This window comes from Stappia sp. ICDLI1TA098, assembly GCF_054880955.1.
Genome location: NZ_JBTZBT010000005.1, coordinates 85834 through 106284, shown reverse-complemented (window position 1 = coordinate 106284; position 20451 = coordinate 85834). Strand labels below are relative to the sequence as shown.

Here is a 20451-nt window from a genome sequence, read left to right as displayed (position 1 = left end):
TATAACATATTCCTATATCAACATGGTTTCGATAGACCGAAAATGGCTATCCATCCTAAGAAATGCAGAGGGAGCCGCGCTCAGACGCGGGAAACCGGGTACGGGAGGAACCGAATGAAGATTACAGCCGCAGTCCTTGAACGGGACGGAATCAAGGAGAACTTCGCCGAAGCACGCGCGCTCAGCGTGCGCGAGGTGGATCTTGCACCTCCCGGCCCGGGCGAGGTGCTCATCCGCATCGCCGCCGCCGGCGTCTGCCATTCCGATCTTTCCGTGATCAACGGCACCCGCCCACGTCCGGTTCCGATGGTTCTGGGCCACGAAGCCTCCGGCTTCGTCGAGGAAGTCGGCGCAGGCGTCAACGATCTTGCGCCCGGCGACCACGTCGTCTGCATCTTCGCACCCGGTTGCGGGCACTGCACGCCCTGTGCCGAAGGCCGGCCCGCCCTCTGCGAGGCCGCGGCCAAGCACCATGCCGTGGGCGAACTGATGACCGGCAGCCGCCGCCTGTCGATCGACGGAAGGCCGGTCAACCACCACGTCGGCGTCTCCGCCTTTGCAACCCATGCCGTCGTGGCGCGCCCCTCACTGGTGAAGGCCGACGCGGACATCTCGCCGCATCTGTCGGCCCTCTTTTCCTGCGCCATGCTCACGGGAGCGGGAGCCGTCTTCAACACGGCCCACATCAAGCCGGGGTCCAAGGTCGCCGTCGTCGGCCTCGGCGGGGTCGGACTTGCCGCGATCCTGGGGGCGGCGGCTGCGGGCGCCGGCCAGATCGTCGCGGTCGATCCCTTCCAGAACAAGCTCGACACGGCCCTGACGATGGGCGCGACCCATACGATCAAGGCGGATGGAGACACCGTCGAAGCCGTCCGCGACCTGACCGGCGGCGGCGTCGACTATGCCTTCGAGCTGGCCGGGTCGGTTCGGGCGCTGGAAACAGCCTTCGAGATCACCCGCCGCGGCGGCACAACGGTCACGGCCGGACTGCCCTCCCCGACCGACCGCATGCCGCTCAATGCGCTGAAACTGACCGCAGAGGAACGCTCGCTCAAGGGAAGCTTCATCGGCTCCTGTGTCCCCCAGCGCGACCTGCCGCGCATGTTCGCCCTGCACAAGCGCGGCCTTCTGCCAGTCGAAAAGATGCTGAGCCATAGGCTGAAGCTCGGCGACATCAACCTCGCCATGGACAGGCTCGACAATGGCACCGCCATCCGCCAGATCGTCGAGTTCGATTGACCCGCCCGCATCCGGCAGTCAGCGGGCATCCTCCCGCACGGCTGCCGGATGCGGCTTCCTGCCTTTCATCACGAAAGGCCCGTGACACGGTTCGCACGGGCAGACTGCCCGAACGAGATCGCCCCATCCTCCAGACATGCCGGCGACAATGGATATCCGCCACCTACGCTATTTCATCGCCATCTCCGAGGCCCCGTCGCTTTCAGCCGCGGCCCAGGCTATCGGCGTCGCGCAACCATCGCTTTCGCAATATGTGCAGCGGATGGAACATGAGCTCGGTGTCCAGCTTGTCGAGCGCTCGCCACGCGGCACGGTGCTGACCCACGAGGGACACCTGCTCGTTGCCCACGCCCGCGAGATCTGCGCCAGCATGGAGCGCTGCGTCGCGGAGATGCGCGACCTGAGCGGCGCAACGCGCGGAAAGGTCAGCTTCGGCATGCCGCCTTCGGTGTCGATGGTCATGTCCGTGCCGCTGGCGGAGACCGTGCGCGTCGAATTGCCGGAGGTGCGGCTGCGCGCCATCGAGGCCATGAGCGGCTACATCAAGAGCTGGATCGAGGACGAGACCGTCGACATGGGCTTTCTCTACGATCTGGAGAAGGTCGAGCATTTCCGCGTGATCCACATGCTCGACGAGCAGCTCTTCTTCTTTTCCGCGCCCGATACCTGGCCACTCGACACGCCGCCGGGGGCGCCGGTGCCCATGCGCGCGCTGGAAGGTCTGGAAATGATCCTGCCAGGCCCCTCGCACGGGTTGCGCAAGACCATCGAGCGGCACGCCTCGGCCTGCGACGTTTCGCTGAATGTCGTCATAGAGATGGATGCGATGACGCAGATCAAGGAGCTGGCCGCGCGCGGCTCCGGCCACACGATCTTCGCGCCCGCCGCGGTGCATGATTTCGTCGCGCGCGGCGAGCTTCTGAAGGCGCCGATCGTCGAGCCGACGATCTCGCGGCCGGTCTATCTGGTCTCCAAGCCGGCGCGCGCCATGAGCCGGGCCTGCCGCGCCGTGGAAAAGATCACTCTGGAAGTTGCCCGCGACCTGGTGCGGCGCGGCATATGGGAAGGCCGGCTGGTCGACGCCTGAAACGGTGCCGGCCGGCCTCCCACGCCGACACGTCAGGCCGTGATCATTCCCTGCATGGTGACGACGCCGTCCTCATCGCGCCGGACCCGCATCTCCAGGCCGCCCTCGACCTCGCGCGCCTCGACAGTGACAGGACGCCCGACCGTGAGCGGCGACAGACCGCGATAGGCAAAGGATGCCGGCAACCGGCCGAGAATGTCGGTCGCCAGATTCTGCATCCAGGTCGATTGCAGAGGGCCATGCACCACAAGACCGTCATAGCCTTCCACCTTGGTCACATAAGGCTGGTCGTAGTGAATGCGGTGGCCGTTGAAGGTCAGAGCGGAATAGCGGAAGAGCAGTGTCGGCGTCGGGGTGATCCGCCAGCTTCGAAGCGCCTGCCATACCTCTGCGGGTGCCGCCGCGGGTGCAGCGCCGGGCTTGGGGTCGTCGCGGTAGACAATGTCCTGCCGGTCGCTGATCCGCACCTCGCCATCCACCTCATAGGCATGGTCGACGGTGACGAAGCCAAGCTGGCCACTTCTCCCTTGCTTGAAGGTCACATCGCGGATCGTCGATATGCGCTTGACGATCTCGCCCTGCGCCAGATTGCCGTGCCAGACCACTTCGCCGCCCGCCCACATGCGTCGGGGCAGCGGCAGCGCAGGGAGGAAGATGCCGGTGCGCGGGTGACCGTCGCGGCCGAAGTCCTGTGGCTCGACCGCATCCGGTGCCAGGCACCAGTGAAACCCGGGCAACACATCGAGTGACGCGCGCGTACCCGCAAGGGTCACCCGGAAATGCTCGATCATGCGTTCGGTAACAGGCTCGCTGCGCTCGATGGCACGGCCGATCCACTCGGCGTAGTCGCTCATGCCGACCTCTTCGTTTCAGTTCGCAATGGTGCGGGCAAGGTCGCGCGCGCCGATGTCGTCGAGCCCGGAAACGGCCCGCCAGAGATGCTCACCGCGCACGCCGACAAGCGCCGCCGCCTTGGCCCTCAGCCCGGCCTCCAGAATGTCCGGCGGGATGGGTGCGGCAAGATCGTGGGAGACAGTAACCTCGCGGCCGTTGCTCAGCACGAGAACCCCGTCCGCCTGCATGTCGCTCACGCTGTCATCACCCGCAACCGTGACCTTTTCGCCAAAGGCAATCAGCTCGGGATCGGCCGAAAGCGCATCCCGATAGGCCTTGTCGCTTGCCGTTTCGTCGCCACGCAGGGTCATGCCGGCCAGCCAGCGGTAGCTGAACTTGACCTCAAGACCGGTGCGCGGATGAGCGATATCACAGACCGACAGCCAGCGCGGATTGGTGCGCAGGCGGAAGGCGGCGACGTCGCCAAGCCCTACCCCCTCCTCACGGCGCGCGCGTGCCAGAGCCTCGATCATCGCGTGGGTACCGTGGCAGCAGGCATGGAGCTTGTACTTGATGTCCTCGAAGAGGAACCGCGTCTGCGGCGGCGCGCTCGATATCGCATCGCCGTCGGGCGTGTCGGAATGGGTTGCAACAAAACCCTGGGGGTCCATCAGGCCATCGTCGCAGGAGGTAAAGCCGAGCGCGGCAAGGGTCGCGCATTCGACGCCGTTCGAGGCGGCGATACCGGCGTTATAGGGCTTGCCCATTGTGCCGAACTGGGACTTGAGGCCCGAGGCGCGCGTGGCGCAAAGGCCGATGGCGACCCGCATGGCATCGCGCGACAGGCCCATGAGGCGGCCGGCGGCGACCGTTGCACCGAAGGCGCCGGCCGTCGCCGTCTGGTGAAAGCCACGGTTGTAATGCGCGGCCCCCAGCGCCAGTCCGATCCGCACCGAGGCCTCCGCGCCGATCAGGAAGGCCTCCGCCAGCGCCGCACCCGACAGCCCGCGCTCCTCCGCCACCGCCATCGCCGCCGGATAGATGGCGACGGATGGATGACCGACGTGGGCGAAATGGGTGTCGTCATAGTCGAGCGCATGGCTGGTGGCGCCATTGACCAGCGCTGCCATGCGGGCGGGCACGCGGCCGCCACCGAACAGCGTGGCACAGGCGCGACCGCCCTCCGCCGCGGCAAGTTCCCGGAGCTTTTCCGCCAGCGGCTCATTGACGCCGGCGAGACCGCAGGCGAGCCAGTCGAAGAGCGACAGGCGGGCCATGGCGAGCGCGGAGTCGCGAATGTCCCCGCGCTCCATGGCCGCAAGATCGAGTATCCGGTCGATGGCGCTCATGTCTCCTCCCAGTCGCCGTTTATCTGCGGGTCTCAGCCCTTGGTCGGACCATAGGACTTGGGCAGCCCCAGCACCTGCTCGGCGATGAAGCAGAGAATGAGGTTGGTGGAAATCGGAGCAACCTGATAGAGGCGCGCCTCGCGGAACTTGCGCTCGACATCGTACTCTTCGGCGAACCCGAAGCCGCCGTGGGTCTGGAGGCAGGCTTCGGCCGCCTCCCAGCTCGCATCGGCGGCAAGCATCTTCGCCGCGTTCGCCTCGACCCCCGGATTGTGCCCGGCGTCATACATGGCAGCCGCGCGATAGACGATGGCCTCGGCGGCGAGCATATGCGCGTAGGACCGCGCCAGCGGGAACTGAATGCCCTGGTTCTGGCCGATCGGCGTACCGAAGACGACCCTTTCCTTGGCATAGGCGGAGCCGGTCTCGATGAACCACTTGGCGTCGCCGATGCATTCCGCGGCGATCAGGATCCGCTCCGAGTTCATGCCGGAGAGGATGTAACGGAAGCCCTTGCCTTCCTCGCCGATCAGGCTGGAGGCGGGAATGCGCGCGTTGTCGAAGAAGATCTCCGTCGTCGCATGGTTGATCATGGTGCGGATCGGGCGGATCTCGACACCATTGCCCTTGAGCTCACGCAGGTCGATGAGAAACACCGAAAGACCGTCGGTGCGCGATTTTGCCTGATCGCGCGGCGTCGTGCGGGCCAGCAGAACCATGAGGTCTGAGTGCTCGGCGCGCGAAATCCAGATCTTCTGGCCGTTGACGACATAGTCGTCACCGTCGCGCCGCGCGGTCGTGCGCAGGGAGAGCGTGTCCGTGCCGCTGGTCGGCTCGGTGACGCCGAAGGCCTGCAGGCGGAGCGATCCGTCAGCGATGCCGGGCAGGTACTTCTGCTTCTGCTCGGGATTGCCGTGCCGCAGCACGGTGCCCATCGTGTACATCTGCGCGTGGCAGGCGGCGGCGTTGCAGCCGTTGCGATGGATTTCCTCGAGGATGACCGCGGCAGCCGAAAGATTGAGGCCCGAGCCGCCATATTCCTCCGGAATCATGGCGGCGAGATACCCCTCGCGAATGAGCGCGTCGACGAAATCCTTCGGATAGGCACGGCGCGCATCGAGATCGCGCCAGTATTCGCCGGGAAATGCGGCACAGACCTTGGCCACACCCTCGCGGATGGAGGCATATTCGGCGGTCGGATCAAAAGCTTCCATGTTGGTCCCCGGAAATTGTCATGGCGGCAAAATCGCAGGTCTCGCCGTCCGGGGGAAATGTCTTTTGCTTCTTGAGGGTATCACGCAGAGCTATGGCTGAAAGCCCGGGCTATAGCCCAGGCACGTCAGACTTGCCGATCGGGGCCATCCGCCTCAAACACGCCATTGCGGCAGAACACCCACCAGAACCCGTCCTTCATGTTCACGCGTCCGAACTGCTCGGCAACGGCAAGAGCGACGCCCGGGTGAAAATGCCGGTCTCCATAGGCAACGAAATCGCGTTCCTTGAACCGCCGGGCATGTTCGATGACCTCCGCATCAGGCAGGATCTCGAGATCGTCGCCGCAGATGATGCCGAACCCGGTCTTGATCGCCTTCTTGGCGAACTCGATGTCGGCGACCACATCATCGTGATAGTGCGAGCCATCGATATAGATCACGTCGAATGCCGCGTTCTCGAGAAACCTGCCTATCCGGCGTGTTTCGGATCGAATGATCGAGACGTCGATCTCGTGCCGGCGCGGATGAGCGTCCACGACATCGACGGTGTTGATCAAGGCCGGCCGATGGAACCGGTCCATACCGGCATAGCCGGCACTGCCCTTGCCCAGGTCCTCCGCGGAAACATAAGAGTCCCAGCGATCGAGCAAAATCAGATCGGAGCCGGAGGGCAGTTCGTCGAGCCAGATGCGCGTCGACCCTTCGCCAAACCACGATCCGATCTCGAGCAACGACGCGGAACTGGAGAAATATTGCCCGATCATCGCGCGCATTGCCGCGTCGCGTTCCGGATTCGCCTGATTGACGCTGATCCTTGCTGCCCGCAGCAGGGAATGAGGAACCCGGATAGAGGCAATCCAGCTTGCAACGCGAAGCGCACCTCCCCGCTTCAACCAACGCATATTGATGCCGCCCATTCCACCCTCTTTCAATGCCTGAAGCGCACGCAGTTTCCATACGTCACGCAAAAGCTTGACGGACAGCAGCCCTAAACACCGAGAGGATAGCTCGTCACACCAACCGCAGATTTTTGCAGAAAGCAAAAAGGTCTCCGCCTGGGAAAAGAAAGTCCTTCACACCTGCGGCACGCGCCGCCTCCAGGTCCGTTTCCCTGTCTCCAATCAGAAAACTACCGGACTTTTTAACTGGCCAACATTCAATCAAATCAAGCAACATCCCCGGCTCTGGCTTCCGTCGCCGAGACGGGAAAGAAAATTCCTCAACAATCCCCTCAGGATGAAATGGACAATACTCGAACGCATCGATATGCGCACCAATATTCCTGAGGTCCTCGTTCAGGTGTCGATGGAAGGCTTCGACTTGCTCGCGCCCGTAGTACCCGCGGGCAACGCCCGCCTGGTTTGTGACGACGAAGACGTAGTAACCGGCATCATTGAGCGCCTTCACCGCCTCGCGCGCGCCATCGACCCAATCAAGACGGTCGGCGCTGTGCACATAGCCGTGGTCGATGTTGAGAACACCGTCGCGGTCGAAAAAGGCCGCCGGACGGGTCCGAACGGCCTCGACGAAGCCATCGGCGCGCGCCAGGTCCAGGGGAACGCCGATGTCGAGAAACCTGCCCTCGTAGACACGCCCCTCGACCCGCCCCGCCCTGGCCAGCACGGGAAACACATCGCGTTCGATGGAGCACGCGCCAGGCCCGATCTCGCCGAGCACCCGGCGGTCCATACAGTAGACGCCGCCGTTGATAAGCCCGTCGCCATCCTGCGCAGATGCGTCGAACCCCGTGACACGACCATCTTCGAGCGCAACGGAGCCGTAGCGGCCGGCGGCCGGCTCTCGCCGCAGCGCCATGCGCATCCAGGCGCCATCGCCGGGCTCGGTGCACAGATCGAGCAGGTTGATGTCGAAGAACGTGTCGCCGTTCATGAGCAGAAATCGCTCATCGAGCAGCGGCGCGGCGTGCCGCACCGCCCCGCCCGTTCCGAGCAGGCCGGGCGGTTCGATCGACAGCCGAACCGTCGCCTCCCCGAAGACGCCAGGCTCGGTCAGAACGTCGAACTTCTCGGCCATGTAGCCGCACAGCAGCACGATATCGGTAAAGCCATGGCGGACGACATTGCCGATCAGGTGATGGAGGAACGGCACATCGAGCACCGGCACGAGAGGCTTGGGAGTGACCTTCGTCACCTCGCCAAGCCGGGTGCCGAGCCCGCCCGCCAAAATCACGGCCTGTGTCGGTGCCTTCGCCATCCAAGCCTCGTCCATTTGGGGGCCCTCACAAGGCCCTGCGGTCACCGATCAGACGTTGCCGTGGACCGAGTTGCGGATCATCCGGAAGCCTTTCATCAGCTCTTCGATGCCGGCGTCGATCGACACTTCGGGGCGATATCCCGTGCGCTCGATCTTCTCGTTAGAGACGATGTAGTTGCGCTGGTCCGGGTCCTTGCCGATATCGGCCTCTACAAAATAGAAGTCCGGCAAATGCCGCTTGATCGCCTGGCAGAGCTCGATCTTGGACAGGTTGGCGTCGGACATGCCGACATTGTAGATCTCACCCTTCATGGACTCGAAATTCGACAGGCCGTGCAGGAAGGCACGGGCTACATCACGCACGTTGATATAGTTGCGCTTGAAGTGCCCCTCGAACAGCACCAGGAACCGGTCGTTGACAGCGCGCCAGACGAAGTCGTTGACGAGCAGGTCCAGCCGCATCCGAGGCGACATGCCGAAGACGGTGGCAAGGCGGAAGCTGATCGAGTTCGTCCGCTCCATGAGGCGCTTTTCGACCGCCACCTTGTCGATGGCATAGGACGAGATCGGCCGCAGCGGGGATTCCTCGGTGCAGAAGTTGTTCTCGTCGCCGGTGCCGTAGGCGCTGTTGGTCGTCGGCATCAGGACCGCCTGGTCTGGCGACACATTGTCCAGCATCATCAGCACAGCATCGTGGTTGACCGTCGTGGCGCCGACCGGATCCGCCTTGCACAGCGGAGCGCCGACATAGGCGGCAAGCGGGATGATGATATCCGCCGACGCATAGAGTGGACGCATCTCCTCCTCGCTGCGGATATCGGCGCGCACCACCTCGAAATTCGGGTTGTGGCAAAGCTGGTTCAGGCTCGACTGTCGAAACATGAAGTTGTCGACAACGGTAACCTTGTAGCCGGCGTCAAGCAGCATGGGGACCATGGTCGAGCCGAGATATCCGGCACCGCCGGTGACGAGAATATGTTCAGCCAAGGGATCAGCCTTTCATCATCTTGTTGCCGCTGCGCGGCCGTCCGCCAATAACCTCAGACAGCATTGAGGATGCGGGTGATATCGTCGACTTCGGCAAGCGAAAGTTGGGGGAAGTTGCCGATGTAATAGCCGAAGAAATGGATGTGCTCGGTCTGCGGATAATCCTTGTACGCCCCCTCGGGCACGATGCCGCGCAGGTAGGGTTGGCGAAGCTGGTTGCCGCCGCCGGCGCTCCCACGCCGGAACTCGATCCCCTCCTCGCGCATCCGTCCCATCAGCCGTCCGGAAAACTCCCGGTCCGCGTCCGTCTGGATGAGGTTGAAGGCGTAGTTAGAAGACCCCTCGGTCTCGAAGTCGGTGCGGAACCGCGTGGCATCGATGCGATCGAGGAAACGGAGGAAGTTCTCCGTCCTGCGAAGATTGTTGGCATCAAGACGTTTGAGCTGGCTGCGCCCCAGGATGCCGCCGATCTCCGTATTCCGGCAGTTGTATGCCGGATACATGAAGATGAAGTCCGGGTTGAGTTCCGGCTCGCTGGCGACGATCTCGTCACGATAGGTGTCGTTGCCCACTTCACGCAGCATGCCGTGCGAACGGAACATCCGCGCCGCCCGATGCACCTCGGGATCGTCGGTGCAGATCATCCCGCCCTCGATCGTGCTCATGTGGTGCGCGTAATAGAAGGAGAAGTTCGACACCCAGCCAAGGGAGCCGACGCGACGCCCCTTGTGCGTGGCGCCGTGGGACTCGCACACATCCTCGATAAGCGGAATGCCACGTCGCTCGAGTTCGACCAGCAGCGCGTCGGTGAGCCCGTTGAAGCCCTGCGCGTGGGTCAGGAACACCGCGCGGGTCCTCTCGGTGATCTTGTCGAGAATGCCCTGCGTCGACATGGACAGCGTCCTGGGATCGACATCGACAAAGACCGGCGTGAAACCGCACTGCAGCACGGCCGCGATGTCGGAGATCCAGGTCAGCGTCGGAACGATGATTTCGCCCGCTTCCGGATGTTTCGTCCTCAAGATCGAGAGCGTCAGGAGATTGGCCGAGGACCCGGAGTTGACGAAGGTGCTGTATTTCACCCCAAGCCAGTCCGACCACTCCTCCTCGAATGCCTTGACGTTGGGGCCGTGCGTGAGCTTCGGATCGTCCTGCCGCAGGTGCTCGATGACAAGATCGAGGTCTTCCCGCTCGAAGTTGTTCCGCATCAGGGGGTATTTCATGGCTGTAACGATCTCGCGTTAGAGAAGCTCGAGAATACGCCTCAGGCAGGCGTCCGCACCGATGCCGATGCGATCATGAAGCTCGACGCGGGTGCCGAGCTCGAAACTGTATTCAGGCGGCACGCCGATGGGCAGGAAGCGCGTTTCGATGGCCGCCTCGCGGATCAGCCCGCTGATAACCGCATCGACGCCGCCGCGACCGGCGAAGCCCTCTTCCATCGACACGATCAGGTCGCCCCCTGCGAGCTTGCGCGCAAGCGCATCGCGGTCGACACCCGTGATATCGACCAGATCGACCAGCACCGCACCGACACCCCGCTGAGCCAGCGCATCGGCGACGGCAAGAGCGGTGTGGGTCATGTAGCCGGTGGCAACCAGGGCGACGGTCTTGCCGCCGCTGGACACCGCGGCCCCGTCACGCAACAGCCGGAAACCGTCGGCGCGCCACGCGGCGCCATTCTCGTCGAGCGGCGGCAGCACCTGTGCGTCGAGCCGCAGGTAGCGAATACCGGGCTCGCGGCACGTATCGAACGTTGCCGCCGCCTCCAGATGGTCGCTTGGCGAATACAGTCCCACCACAGGCAGCGAGCGCATGATCGAGATGTCTTCGTAGCACTGGTGCGTCGGACCCGAGACGACATAGCTGTAGCCCGCGCCGACGCCGATCAGCGTCACGGACATGCTGCGCACCTGCGAGAGCAGGCAAAGATTGACGCGGATCTGCTCGAGACAGCGCATCGTGATGAAGGGGGCGATCGCATAGGCGAAGACGTTGTAGCCTTCGAGCGCCAGGCCGGCGCTCACATTGATCAGGTTCTGCTCCGCGACGCCCACATTGACGAAGCGGTCCGCGAAACGCGTGCTGATATCGTCGATGACGGGCGAGCCGAAATCGGCAGTCACGAAGAAAATCGTCGGATCATCCGCCATGGCGTCGCGAATGCGCGACAAAAGCGCATCGCGCATGGCCATCGGCTTTACTGCTGCGAGGGTCATTCTCTCTCCAACAGGCTGGCAAGGACCTCGGGCCGCGGCGCCATGACGTGAGCAAGCGGCATGTCCTCCACGCCCGGCACGCCGCGTCCCTTGATTGTCTTGGCAACAAGCGCCTTGGGTTTTCCCTTGCGCCGGGCCTTCATGTCCATGAGCGCGGGATAGAGTTTCGTCACGTCGTGGCCATCGTCGACCACAACCGTCTCCCAGCCGAAGCTCTCCAGCCTGGAGGCGAGGTCTCCATGCCCCACGATCTGATGGGTGCGGCCAAGCATCGCGATGGCGTTGTCGTCGACGAGGAGATGCATGTTGTCGAGGCCATGATGGCCGGCGAACATGATCGCTTCCCAGTTCGATCCCTCGTGCAACTCGCCGTCGCCGCAGAGCACGAAGACGTTGCGATCGGTTGCCCCGCGCTTCGAACCCAGCGCCATGCCGGTCCCCACGCCGAGCCCGTGACCGAGCGAGCCGTTCACCGTCTCGTAGCCGGGGATCACCGGATCGGGAATGCCGCCGAGAAAGCCCCCGGCCTTGCACACCCTCTGCAGTTCCTCGACCGGAAAGAAGCCGAGATCGGCGAGGATCGGATACATGCAGATCGAGCCATGCCCCTTGCTGATGATCAGCCGGTCGCGCTCCGGGTTCAGCGGATCCTTGGGGAACTGCTTCAGAACCTCGCCGTAGTAGAGGGTGACGAAAAGCTCGATGGGCGAGAGCGATGAGGCAATGCGCGTTTCCGGCGCGCGCGCATGGATCTCCAGCGTCTGACGCCAGACCCAGGCGGCCTTGTCGGCCAGATGTGTCAGGTCGTTGAGCATGTGGCTGTTCCTCGCATCAACCGGCATGACCGGGGCGCAACGGCCCGTCAGAGGGCTTGTAGTACACGACCTGGCTTCCGTCTCGCTCGAAATGGAAGGGGACATGGGTCAGGCCGTCGAGTGCCCTGGCAACGTCGCGACGCCTTTCCGGCGGCACGAAGAAGAGAATGAAACCTCCGCCGCCGGCCCCGAGAATCTTGCCGCCAATGGCGCCTGCGGTCATCGCCCGGGCATAGATCTCGTCGATCATGGCGGTGCTGATGCTGTCGGAGAGCCCCTTCTTGAGCTGCCAGGCTTCATGCAGAAGGCGGCCGAAGTCATCCATGTCGGCGGACGGGTTGGAGAGAATGCCAACGGCCGTGTCGACCTGCTCCCGCATGCGCTCCAGATTGGCGCCGCTCTTGCCGATGTTGGCGACCTGCTTGGCGGCGACCTGCGATCCGAAGCGGCTCACGCCGGTGAAGAAAAGCATGAGGCGACCTTCGAGCGCTGCGAGCCGGTCCTGCGTGCAGACCACAGGCCGAACCTCGTGCCCTCCGCCCTTGAGAAAATCGATGCGGTTGAAGCCGCCATGGGCGACGGCGATCTGGTCCTGGCAACCGACATTCTCCGCGAGAACGTCCTGCTCGATGCGGATCGCGCTCTCGGCCAGCCCCTGCTTGCTCGACATGCGGCCCTCGAGCGCATTGATGGCGTGCAACAGACCGACGGTGAAGGACGAACTGGAGCCCAGCCCCGAACGGGCGGGCAGGTCGCCGTCGTGGTGGATCTCGATGCCCTCGACCACGCCGAGATCGGAGAGAACGCCGCGAACCGCGGGATGCTGGATTTCCTCGATCCGCTGGACGTTCTCGATCTTCGAATAGACGATCCGGTGCCGATGCTCGAAGAACGGCGGCAGATATCGACAGGTGATATAGCAATACTTGTCGATTGTGGTCGAGATCACCGCACCGCCATTCTCGATGAACCAGGGCGGGAAATCGGTACCTCCTCCAAAGAAGGAAATCCGGAAGGGCGTGCGGGTGATGATCATGCCGCGGCTCAATCCCCCAGCAGTTTGCGCTTAAGGCGAATCTTCGTCATGTCCTCGACGTTGGCCCGTTGCTGCGCGCCGAAGCGGCGTTCGACGACATCGAGATAGTCGGGATTGGTGAAATAGGTCTGCCAGGCATCGTCGCGGAACCGCAGCACTTCTGCCGCGCTGCAGTGGCGGGTCGCAAGGGGCTTTGCATCATAGGACAGGAACGCAAAGGCCTCGTAACTGTCGGGCAGGTCCCACCCTTCCCGCCGCGCTTGCGTGTAGAGCGGGCTGCCGGGCAGCGCCTGACACGGATACATGTTCGCCATCTCGGTGTTGAGTTCGAGGGCGAGATCCAGCGTCTCCTGCATCGTCTCCTGCGTATCCTCGGGAAAGCCGAAGATGTAGTTGCTGATGATATTGATGTCGCTGTCCTGGATCGTGCCGCAGATCTCGCGGATGTTCACATCCTTGAAGCTGCCCTTCGACACCTCCTGGCGCACGACCTGGTTCCCTGCCTCGATCCCGAGCGCCAGCCAGTTCACGCCCGCCTTCTTGAACAGTTCGAGGCGATCCTTGCGCACCGTGTCGACACGTGAATACGCCCACATGTTGAGGTCCAGCCCGCGCTCGATGATGCCGGTCAGCAGCGGATGGTAGTAGCGCCGGTTGAGAAAGAACATCTCGTCCGACAGGCGCAGCGTCTCGACCCCCATGCCCGCCAGCTTCTCGATCTCGGCAAGCATGAACTCAGGGCTCCAGAACCGCATGCCCCTGGAGTGCGATGCGTCGACATCGTCGTCCGCGTCGGTGCGGTTCACGATGTTGATCATGCAGAAATTGCAGGCGAACTGGCACCCCAGGGAGGTGTAGATCGCGGCGAATGGCGTTCGCTTGTCGTGATCGAAGCCGGCGTGCCAGAAATGCGCACGATAGAGATCCAGAGGCTTCTCGCGATAGGGCAACAGGTCCCAGGCATAGCCGGGAAGGTCCTGATCCATCAGCTCATTGGGCACCACCCGCTCCGCCGGGTTGATGACCTGGCGCGCCGCGCCACCACCGTCGCGCAACTTCCAGCCGATGCCGCGAATGGCGGGCAGGTCGCTCCCAAGATCCGATTTCAGCAGATTGTCGAGCGCGTAAACGCCCTCATTGAGGAGCACCACATCCACAAAGGGATAGGCCAACACCTCGCGCGGAAGCGCGCTTGTGTGAGAGCCGACGAAAGCAACGGTCCGCTCCGGTGCTTCGTTCTTCGCCGCCTCGGCCAGCAGGGTGGCGCCAATCATGCTCGTGGTGCCGGAATTCGGATTCTGGCCATAGACGCAGAAGAGCACCACGCGGGGGTCGGCATCGCCAATACGCTCGGCCGCCTCTTCAAGGGACAGTCTCTCCGCGTCGCAGTCGAGTATGGCGACGCCGTGTCCCTTGCTCCGCATCGACTGGGCCAGCAACAGAGCCCAGGTCGGAGGCTCGATCGCTGCATAGACCTTGGCCAGATCCTGATAAGCCTTGGCGGCAGAACTCGGATTGACGATCAGCAGGTCGAGCTTTCTGTTCATTCAATCTTCCTTCTCGGCACCGCTCCCCACGATCCGGTGACCGTTGCGGCAAATCAGGCGTCGGACAGCTAGCGTGTCGCAACAACCAGCTGCACAGTCAACCCACCAGACGGCGGCAAAACCGCCGGTGTGCGAGCCCGTCAGCAATGAAGTCATACACTTCCGTCCCTGTCGGCATCGCTGCACAAGCGCCTTCAGATAGCACGGATCGTGCTTGCAGGTGACGCGTTGATCGTGCAACCAAGAGCTCGGTGAATTGCACATTCCCCTCATGGCGAATTGAATTTGCACCGGCCTTTTTATCGATTGCCCCGTTCCAGAGTCGGCTTGAGCACGTGCGGCGCTCGGGAAGCCAAGAAAGCAGCAACATGTCTTCCGAGCTGATCTCGATCCTGTTCCTCAACAAAAACAACGCCGATCATCTGGAAACGGCCATCAAGACAATCCTGCTCCAGAGCGATGTCAATATCGAGGTGATCGTCGCCGATGGCGGTTCGACCGATGGATCCCTGGAAATCATGGCTCGATATCCCGAGCTCACGGTTCTTGAGGGAGCGGATCGGTCACGTGCCGACGGCGTCAAGCGGGCGACCCGCGCGGCCAGAGGCAAATACATCGCCTTCATGACGTCGACCGACGGCTATCTCGGACCGCACTGGCTGTCCCATGCGGTGGCGGCGCTGAAAGCCGATCCGGAGACGTCCCTGATCTGGGGAGCGAGCGCCAACATGGAGACGGACGGCACCTTGCGCCGCTCGTTCTATCCGCCGAACTTTCGCAAGAAATACCCCATCGCCCAGAAGCGGCAGTGGCTCCTGCCGTGGATCACGGACGACGGAAAATGGATCTCCTACTTTTCCGAACTGAGCTATGTCGTGCGCGCCGATGTCTTCCGCTCGATCATGCTTGGAGAGAAAAAGGAGCCGCTGCTGGAAGGGATCGACCCTGTCCTCGACTTTCATTTCGAATTCATCAAGCAAGGCTATCTGCCGCTGTATCTCAATGAACTCGCCAACTTCGGCCGCAAGCATCCTGGTCAGCACCAGGTCAGCAACCAGGTCGGCTCCTGGGTCGACGTCTACAATGAGGCGCGCAAGGATTACCGTCGCAGGCTGCTTGCGTCCGGACAGGCGCATATCTGGCGAGACGCCGAAGGCAGGGAGATCGGGCGTATCGGCAGCACACGGCTCAAGGCGATGATCGCACTCACCCGTCTTTTCCGCCTGAAGCCGCTTCAGCCGTTGCTTTCCCGCGCACTGGGGCTGTTTATAAAGCCCTGAAGAGGGTCGCGCCTCACCCCTTCGCGCTCTTGCGCGCCTCGCGCGGAGACAGGCCGAACTCTCGACGGAAGGCCGTGGCAAAATTCGCGGCGCTTGCGTAACCCGCCACGTCGGCGGCAACGGCAACGCTCACGCCCTCCCGCTCGAGCAACTGGCGCGCGCGCAACAGATGGCGACGGCGAATGAACTCCGAGGCCGTCATGTCATGCGCGAGCCGGAACAGCCGCTGCATCTTGCTGACGCTGACACCGCTGAGCCGCGCGAGCTGCTCGATCGACAGGCCCTCGGCATCGGCCGCCTGCATGTTCTCCTCGATTGCCTGAAGACGTCGCGCGTCCACCGGTGAAAGCTGCGCCAGCGGTTTCGCCCGCCCACGCGCCGCCAACGCCGCAAAAGCCTCCGCCAAAAGATCTAGGGCCCGGCTCTCCAGATAGAGATGCTCGGGATAAATACCGTTCTCCGGCGGATGCAGCATCTGCTCCGCGATGGCGATCAACGCCGGGCTCGCCACCCAGTCGACACGCGCCAGATGGGTGCGACAGAACGCCTGAAGGGTCTGCCGATCCGCCGTGCCGTCGAAGCCGCTCTCGCCCAGCCAGGCAGGAGAGACGGTGACGGTCACCTTGCGCATACGGTCGCCCTTGCGGGCGTGGCGGACGAATCGATCCGCCCGCGCCCTCGAGATCATCACCCCGCGCACGGGCTCGTCCGCGCGCCGCCCCACGTCGAGCGGCACCCCACCGATCGTGGCGTCGACGGTCCCGGACAGAAAGACCATCACCGTCAGGCCGGCCGGCTGCTCGACGACCGTGGTAACATCTTGAAGTGTAACGGTATCCGACGTGTGGATGCTGAGCCCCGAGCGCAGCCGCGCGATACGGTGATCGCCGTGCAGGATCGCCTGCGGAGAGGCCATGAGAGGACGCAGGAGCTGAAAGCCCGGACCGGTCAGCGTCGCATGTTCGCTGAGGTCCGTCGCCAGCACGTCGCTGTCCTTGATGTTGAAACCGGTCGCCACCTGAAGCCGCCTTTCGTGCACGCCGCCGCTCCTGCAAACATCTTTGACGCCTCCTCAAAGAAAGGGCGCTGGCGCGTCGTTCCCGCCTTCACTAACAAACATGAATGTTTTCATCAAGTTTACGTTCGGCGAACAGGGCCGAACGGTGTATGGGGGTACAGATGGCTACGAGAAAGACCTGCCGGATGCGTCCGGGCGGTGTGCTGGTGCGCTCCAGCAGCGCCCTGCTGGCGTCCACCTTCATTGGCGTCTGGCTTGCCGGCCCAGCGTTCGCCCAGGATGGCGGAGCGACGACACTTGACCGCATCGTGATCGAGGGCGCGAGCTACGAGACAGACGACAGCAACAGCTACACGACGAACCTCATCAGCGTTGGCGAAAAGGACGTGATGTCGGTTCGCGAGATCCCGCAGACGACGACAGTCCTGACACGGGAGAGGCTGGACGATGGCGGCTACACCTCACTCGACACGGCACTCCGCGACACGCCCGGCATCGTCGTTCTGAACAATGACAATGGCCGCTCAAGCCTGTTCTCCCGCGGCTTCGAATTCGACTCTCTCTACTTCAACGGCCTGTCAGCACCGCTTTCGAGCGTCTATGGCACCCAGCCGGACATGGCCATCGTCGATCACGTGGAGATCCTGCATGGTCCCTCCGGCCTGTTCGGCGGAACGGGGGAACCGGCGGGCACGATCAACATGCGCCTGAAGCAGGCCAAACGCGACTTTGAGGCGCGTTTCGACGGCGCCTTCGGGTCCTGGGCCGACAAGCGCGGTGAAATCGACATCACCGGGCCGCTCAATGAATCCGGCTCCGTGCGCGGCCGGTTCGTCGGTGTGCTCGAGAGCGAGGACGGCTTCGTCGACACAGTGACGAACGGCGTCGGCGTCGCCTATGGCACGATACAGGCCGATATCGGCACAAACACCACGGCGACGCTTTCGATCAGCCATCAGGTCCGCGATATCACCCCGTTCAACGGACTGCCGACCGCACAGGACGGCACCTTGCTGAACCTCGACCGCTCGACCTTCACGGGCGCCGACTGGAACAATTTCGACAACAGCGTCACCGACTACATCGGCGAGGTCGAGCACAAGTTCGATGACGGCGGGCACGCCAAGGTTTCCGCCCGTTATCAGGTCACGGACGTCGACTTCATGTACGCTTGGGCCAATGGCTATGTCGCCTCGAACGGCGACATTGTTTCCGGCGGCGGCGACACATCGGACTCGCGCTGGCTCGCCCGCAAGTACAAGTCGGACGCGCTTTCGGTCGATGCCCACGTGAGCAAGCCGTTCGAGCTTTTCGGCCAGGAGCACAATGTCATCCTCGGCGCCGACTACCGCAACCAGGACGCCACTCTGCACCAGGGTGCAGGAACGATCACGGTCGACCAGAACATCTACAACTGGCAGACCAACCTGCCGTATCCGGTGGTCAATTACACCGTCAACACAGGCACCCAGACCGACCAGCTCGGCGTCTACGGCCAGTTGCGCGTCAAGCCGATCGAGCGCCTGACCCTGATCGGCGGCGGCCGGCTGACGTGGTATGGCGCGACGACGAAGAACCTGGCGACCGGAGCCGTTACCAACAAGCAGTCGGTCAACGCCCATGTGACCCCCTATGCCGGCATCGTCTTCGACATCAACGACCTCCTGTCGGCCTATTCGAGCTACACGGAGATCTTCCAGCCGCAGTCGGCAACGGATGTATCCGGCAATCTCCTCGACCCGCGCGAGGGACGTCAGTACGAGGTCGGGCTGAAAGGCGAGTTCTTCGACGGCAATGTCACCACGTCGCTCTCCTACTTCAATCTTCGCGACAACAACCGCGCCATTTCCGATCCGCTGAACCCGGGTTCTTCCATCGCCCAGGGCGAGGTCGAGGTGCAGGGCGTGGAGCTTCAGGCCTTCGGCTCTCCGCTTCCGGGTCTCGAGGTCACGGCCGGTTACACCTACACCTACAGCCAGTATCTGAACGCCGCCTCCGCCGGCGAGACCTTCAGCACCTACACGCCGAAGCACATGCTGCAGCTCTGGGCGAAATACTCCTTCGACGACCGCTTCGGCGCACTCGAGGGGGCCTTTGTCGGCGCGGGCGTCAGCGCCTTCAGCTCGTTCTCGAGCGTATCGCAGGGCGTCACCATCGAGGCGCCCGGCTATGCCACGGCGGACGTGATGGCCGGCTACAACATCAACGACAACCTGAAGGCCACGCTCAACGTGACCAACGTCTTCGACCAGAAGTACTACTCGCGCGTCGGCGGCACCTCGGTCTTCAACTTCTACGGCGAGCCGCGTGCGGCAAAATTCCGCCTGTCGGCAAGGTTCTAGGATCGCCCATGCCAGGATCGCAAGCCAGGGTCGAGACCCAGCACGCGTCGCGCTACCTGCAGCAGCTCTGCAAGCACTTCGCGCACAAGGTCTCGGTCACATTCGACGCCAGCGAGGGCTCCGTCGACTTTCCCTTCGGTGACTGCCGCCTGAAGGCCGGGGATGACGTGCTGCACATCGAATGCGCGTCGGACACCCAGGACACGCTTCGCCGGACCCAGTTCGTCGTCCACGACCATCTCGAGCGGTTCGCCTGGCGCGAAAAGCCCGAGATCGTCTGGCAGCCAACGGATCGTGAATGAGCACAAGACACCCCATCGCGGGCCTTGCCCTCGCGGCCGCGGCGTTTCTCGCCGCGGCCGTCGGCGGTCATGCGCAAGAACCCGTGCGGATCGAAGGCGGGATCGAGCTCCCGCTGACCTCCTCCGTTTCCGGCGAAACGCTTCGCCTGCTCGTCTGGTCGCCCGACCAGCCGGCGGGGCCGGCGGGCTATGCGATCCTCTACAGCTTCGACGGCGAGGAGAGCTTCGCCCTTCTCACCGACATCGCCAGGTCGCTCAACGCGGCGGCGGCCAGGGCCGGACTGCCGCCGGTTATGGTCGCCGCCATCGCCTATCCGCCCGGGCGCGCGTCCATCGCGCGCCGGGTCCATGACATGACGCCGGCGGCGGAGACCCATGTCATGCCCGAACGACCGAACGGCGAGCCCTGGCCGGAGCTTGGAGGCGGCGACGCGTTCCTCGAGATGCTGGAGCGCGATGCCAAGCCGCTTGTGCGAGAGATCGCAGGAGGCACAGTGGCAAGCGAGACGCTGTTCGGGCACTCGCTGGGCGGGCTCATGGTGCTCGAGAGACTGCGCACGGCTCCCGGCGCATTCGACTGCTATGTGGCGAGCAGCCCGTCCCTCTGGGTCAATGACCGCCGCATGCTCTTGGAGATGAAAGCCTCCCTGCAGGCTTCCCGTGTCCCCGACACGGTGCCGCCGCACCTCTCCCTCTCGGTCGGGGGCGCCGAGCAGGACCTCAGCCCCCTGGACCTGCGCCAGAAGGACGGCATCGAGGCGCGCCGAAAATGGGTGACCGGCAACGCGATGGTCACCAACGCCAGGACCCTGGCAAACATCGTGAAGGCCGCCGGCGCGGACAAGCTGCGCCTGACCTACCGCGAATACGCCGGACGCAACCACCAGACCGCCCGGATCGTCGCGGCGCTTGATGCCGTGGAAACGGCACTCGGTTGCTCCGCGAACCAACCGCTTCGACCATGAACG

Annotated in this window: 18 protein-coding genes; 6 read left to right on the top strand and 12 right to left on the bottom strand. The window is 63.5% G+C overall.

The annotated features are described in order from the left end of the window. Positions 1-114: 114 nt before the first annotated feature. On the top strand, positions 115-1239 hold the full coding sequence (locus ACSLUQ_RS19790) for a zinc-binding dehydrogenase (RefSeq protein ID WP_461809513.1): 1125 nt from the start codon (positions 115-117) through the stop codon (positions 1237-1239). A 148-nt stretch (positions 1240-1387) separates the two neighbouring features. Then, the gene (locus ACSLUQ_RS19785; protein ID WP_417773669.1) at positions 1388-2326 is read left to right on the top strand and encodes a LysR family transcriptional regulator; all 939 of its coding nucleotides are present in this window, start codon (positions 1388-1390) and stop codon (positions 2324-2326) included. A gap of 32 nt (positions 2327-2358) precedes the next feature. On the opposite strand, the gene ACSLUQ_RS19780 is transcribed toward ACSLUQ_RS19785, so the two are convergent. The 11 genes from ACSLUQ_RS19780 to ACSLUQ_RS19730 all read right to left on the bottom strand — a co-directional run bounded on the left by ACSLUQ_RS19780 (position 2359) and on the right by ACSLUQ_RS19730 (position 14541). Next, positions 2359-3180, bottom strand: a complete 822-nt coding sequence (locus ACSLUQ_RS19780) for an HTD2 family dehydratase (RefSeq protein ID WP_461809512.1) — start codon at positions 3178-3180, stop codon at positions 2359-2361. A 15-nt stretch (positions 3181-3195) separates the two neighbouring features. Continuing rightward, positions 3196-4509, bottom strand: a complete 1314-nt coding sequence (locus ACSLUQ_RS19775) for an MmgE/PrpD family protein (RefSeq protein WP_461809511.1) — start codon at positions 4507-4509, stop codon at positions 3196-3198. A 32-nt stretch (positions 4510-4541) separates the two neighbouring features. Then, on the bottom strand, positions 4542-5723 hold the full coding sequence (locus ACSLUQ_RS19770; RefSeq protein WP_417773666.1) for an acyl-CoA dehydrogenase family protein: 1182 nt from the start codon (positions 5721-5723) through the stop codon (positions 4542-4544). Between the two features lie 125 nt (positions 5724-5848). Next, on the bottom strand, positions 5849-6766 hold the full coding sequence (locus ACSLUQ_RS19765) for a class I SAM-dependent methyltransferase (protein ID WP_417773665.1): 918 nt from the start codon (positions 6764-6766) through the stop codon (positions 5849-5851). Continuing rightward, positions 6735-7937 (bottom strand): HAD-IIIA family hydrolase, encoded by a 1203-nt coding sequence (locus ACSLUQ_RS19760; protein WP_461809510.1) that lies wholly within the window; start codon positions 7935-7937, stop codon positions 6735-6737. The genes ACSLUQ_RS19765 and ACSLUQ_RS19760 overlap by 32 nt, the downstream gene beginning before the upstream one ends. A gap of 48 nt (positions 7938-7985) precedes the next feature. Then, positions 7986-8924 carry an NAD-dependent epimerase/dehydratase family protein gene (locus ACSLUQ_RS19755; RefSeq protein ID WP_417773663.1) on the bottom strand — a complete coding sequence of 313 codons (939 nt, stop codon included), beginning with the start codon at positions 8922-8924 and terminating at the stop codon, positions 7986-7988. 53 nt (positions 8925-8977) lie between these two features. Next, a complete protein-coding gene (locus ACSLUQ_RS19750) occupies positions 8978-10147 on the bottom strand; it encodes a DegT/DnrJ/EryC1/StrS family aminotransferase (protein ID WP_461809509.1) in 1170 nt (389 codons plus the stop codon). Positions 10148-10165: 18 nt separating this feature from the next. After that, a complete protein-coding gene (locus ACSLUQ_RS19745; RefSeq protein ID WP_461809508.1) occupies positions 10166-11143 on the bottom strand; it encodes a transketolase family protein in 978 nt (325 codons plus the stop codon). Next, positions 11140-11958 (bottom strand): transketolase, encoded by an 819-nt coding sequence (locus ACSLUQ_RS19740; RefSeq protein WP_417773660.1) that lies wholly within the window; start codon positions 11956-11958, stop codon positions 11140-11142. Before ACSLUQ_RS19740 ends, ACSLUQ_RS19745 begins: the two co-directional genes overlap by 4 nt. Before the next feature lie 16 nt (positions 11959-11974). Further along, positions 11975-12994: a GHMP family kinase ATP-binding protein gene (locus tag ACSLUQ_RS19735; protein ID WP_461809507.1), complete on the bottom strand. Its 1020-nt coding sequence runs from the start codon at positions 12992-12994 to the stop codon at positions 11975-11977. An 8-nt stretch (positions 12995-13002) separates the two neighbouring features. After that, entirely contained in the window at positions 13003-14541 is a 1539-nt protein-coding gene (locus tag ACSLUQ_RS19730; protein WP_461809506.1) for a B12-binding domain-containing radical SAM protein, read from the bottom strand. A gap of 251 nt (positions 14542-14792) precedes the next feature. Here ACSLUQ_RS19730 and ACSLUQ_RS19725 point away from each other — a divergent pair, with 251 nt between their 5' ends. Further along, positions 14793-15821: a glycosyltransferase gene (locus tag ACSLUQ_RS19725; RefSeq protein ID WP_461809505.1), complete on the top strand. Its 1029-nt coding sequence runs from the start codon at positions 14793-14795 to the stop codon at positions 15819-15821. 13 nt (positions 15822-15834) lie between these two features. Here ACSLUQ_RS19725 and ACSLUQ_RS19720 read toward each other — a convergent pair whose 3' ends face one another. Next, a complete protein-coding gene (locus ACSLUQ_RS19720; protein ID WP_461809504.1) occupies positions 15835-16860 on the bottom strand; it encodes a helix-turn-helix domain-containing protein in 1026 nt (341 codons plus the stop codon). 140 nt (positions 16861-17000) lie between these two features. Between ACSLUQ_RS19720 and ACSLUQ_RS19715 the strand changes: the two genes are divergently transcribed. The 3 genes from ACSLUQ_RS19715 to ACSLUQ_RS19705 are packed head-to-tail and all read left to right on the top strand — an operon-like array spanning position 17001 to position 20448. After that, the gene (locus ACSLUQ_RS19715; RefSeq protein WP_461809503.1) at positions 17001-19181 is read left to right on the top strand and encodes a TonB-dependent siderophore receptor; all 2181 of its coding nucleotides are present in this window, start codon (positions 17001-17003) and stop codon (positions 19179-19181) included. An 8-nt stretch (positions 19182-19189) separates the two neighbouring features. Then, positions 19190-19483, top strand: coding sequence for a DUF2218 domain-containing protein (locus tag ACSLUQ_RS19710; protein WP_461809502.1), 294 nt, complete (start codon positions 19190-19192; stop codon positions 19481-19483). Next, a complete protein-coding gene (locus tag ACSLUQ_RS19705) occupies positions 19480-20448 on the top strand; it encodes an alpha/beta hydrolase (RefSeq protein ID WP_461809501.1) in 969 nt (322 codons plus the stop codon). Before ACSLUQ_RS19710 ends, ACSLUQ_RS19705 begins: the two co-directional genes overlap by 4 nt. Positions 20449-20451 lie beyond the last annotated feature (3 nt).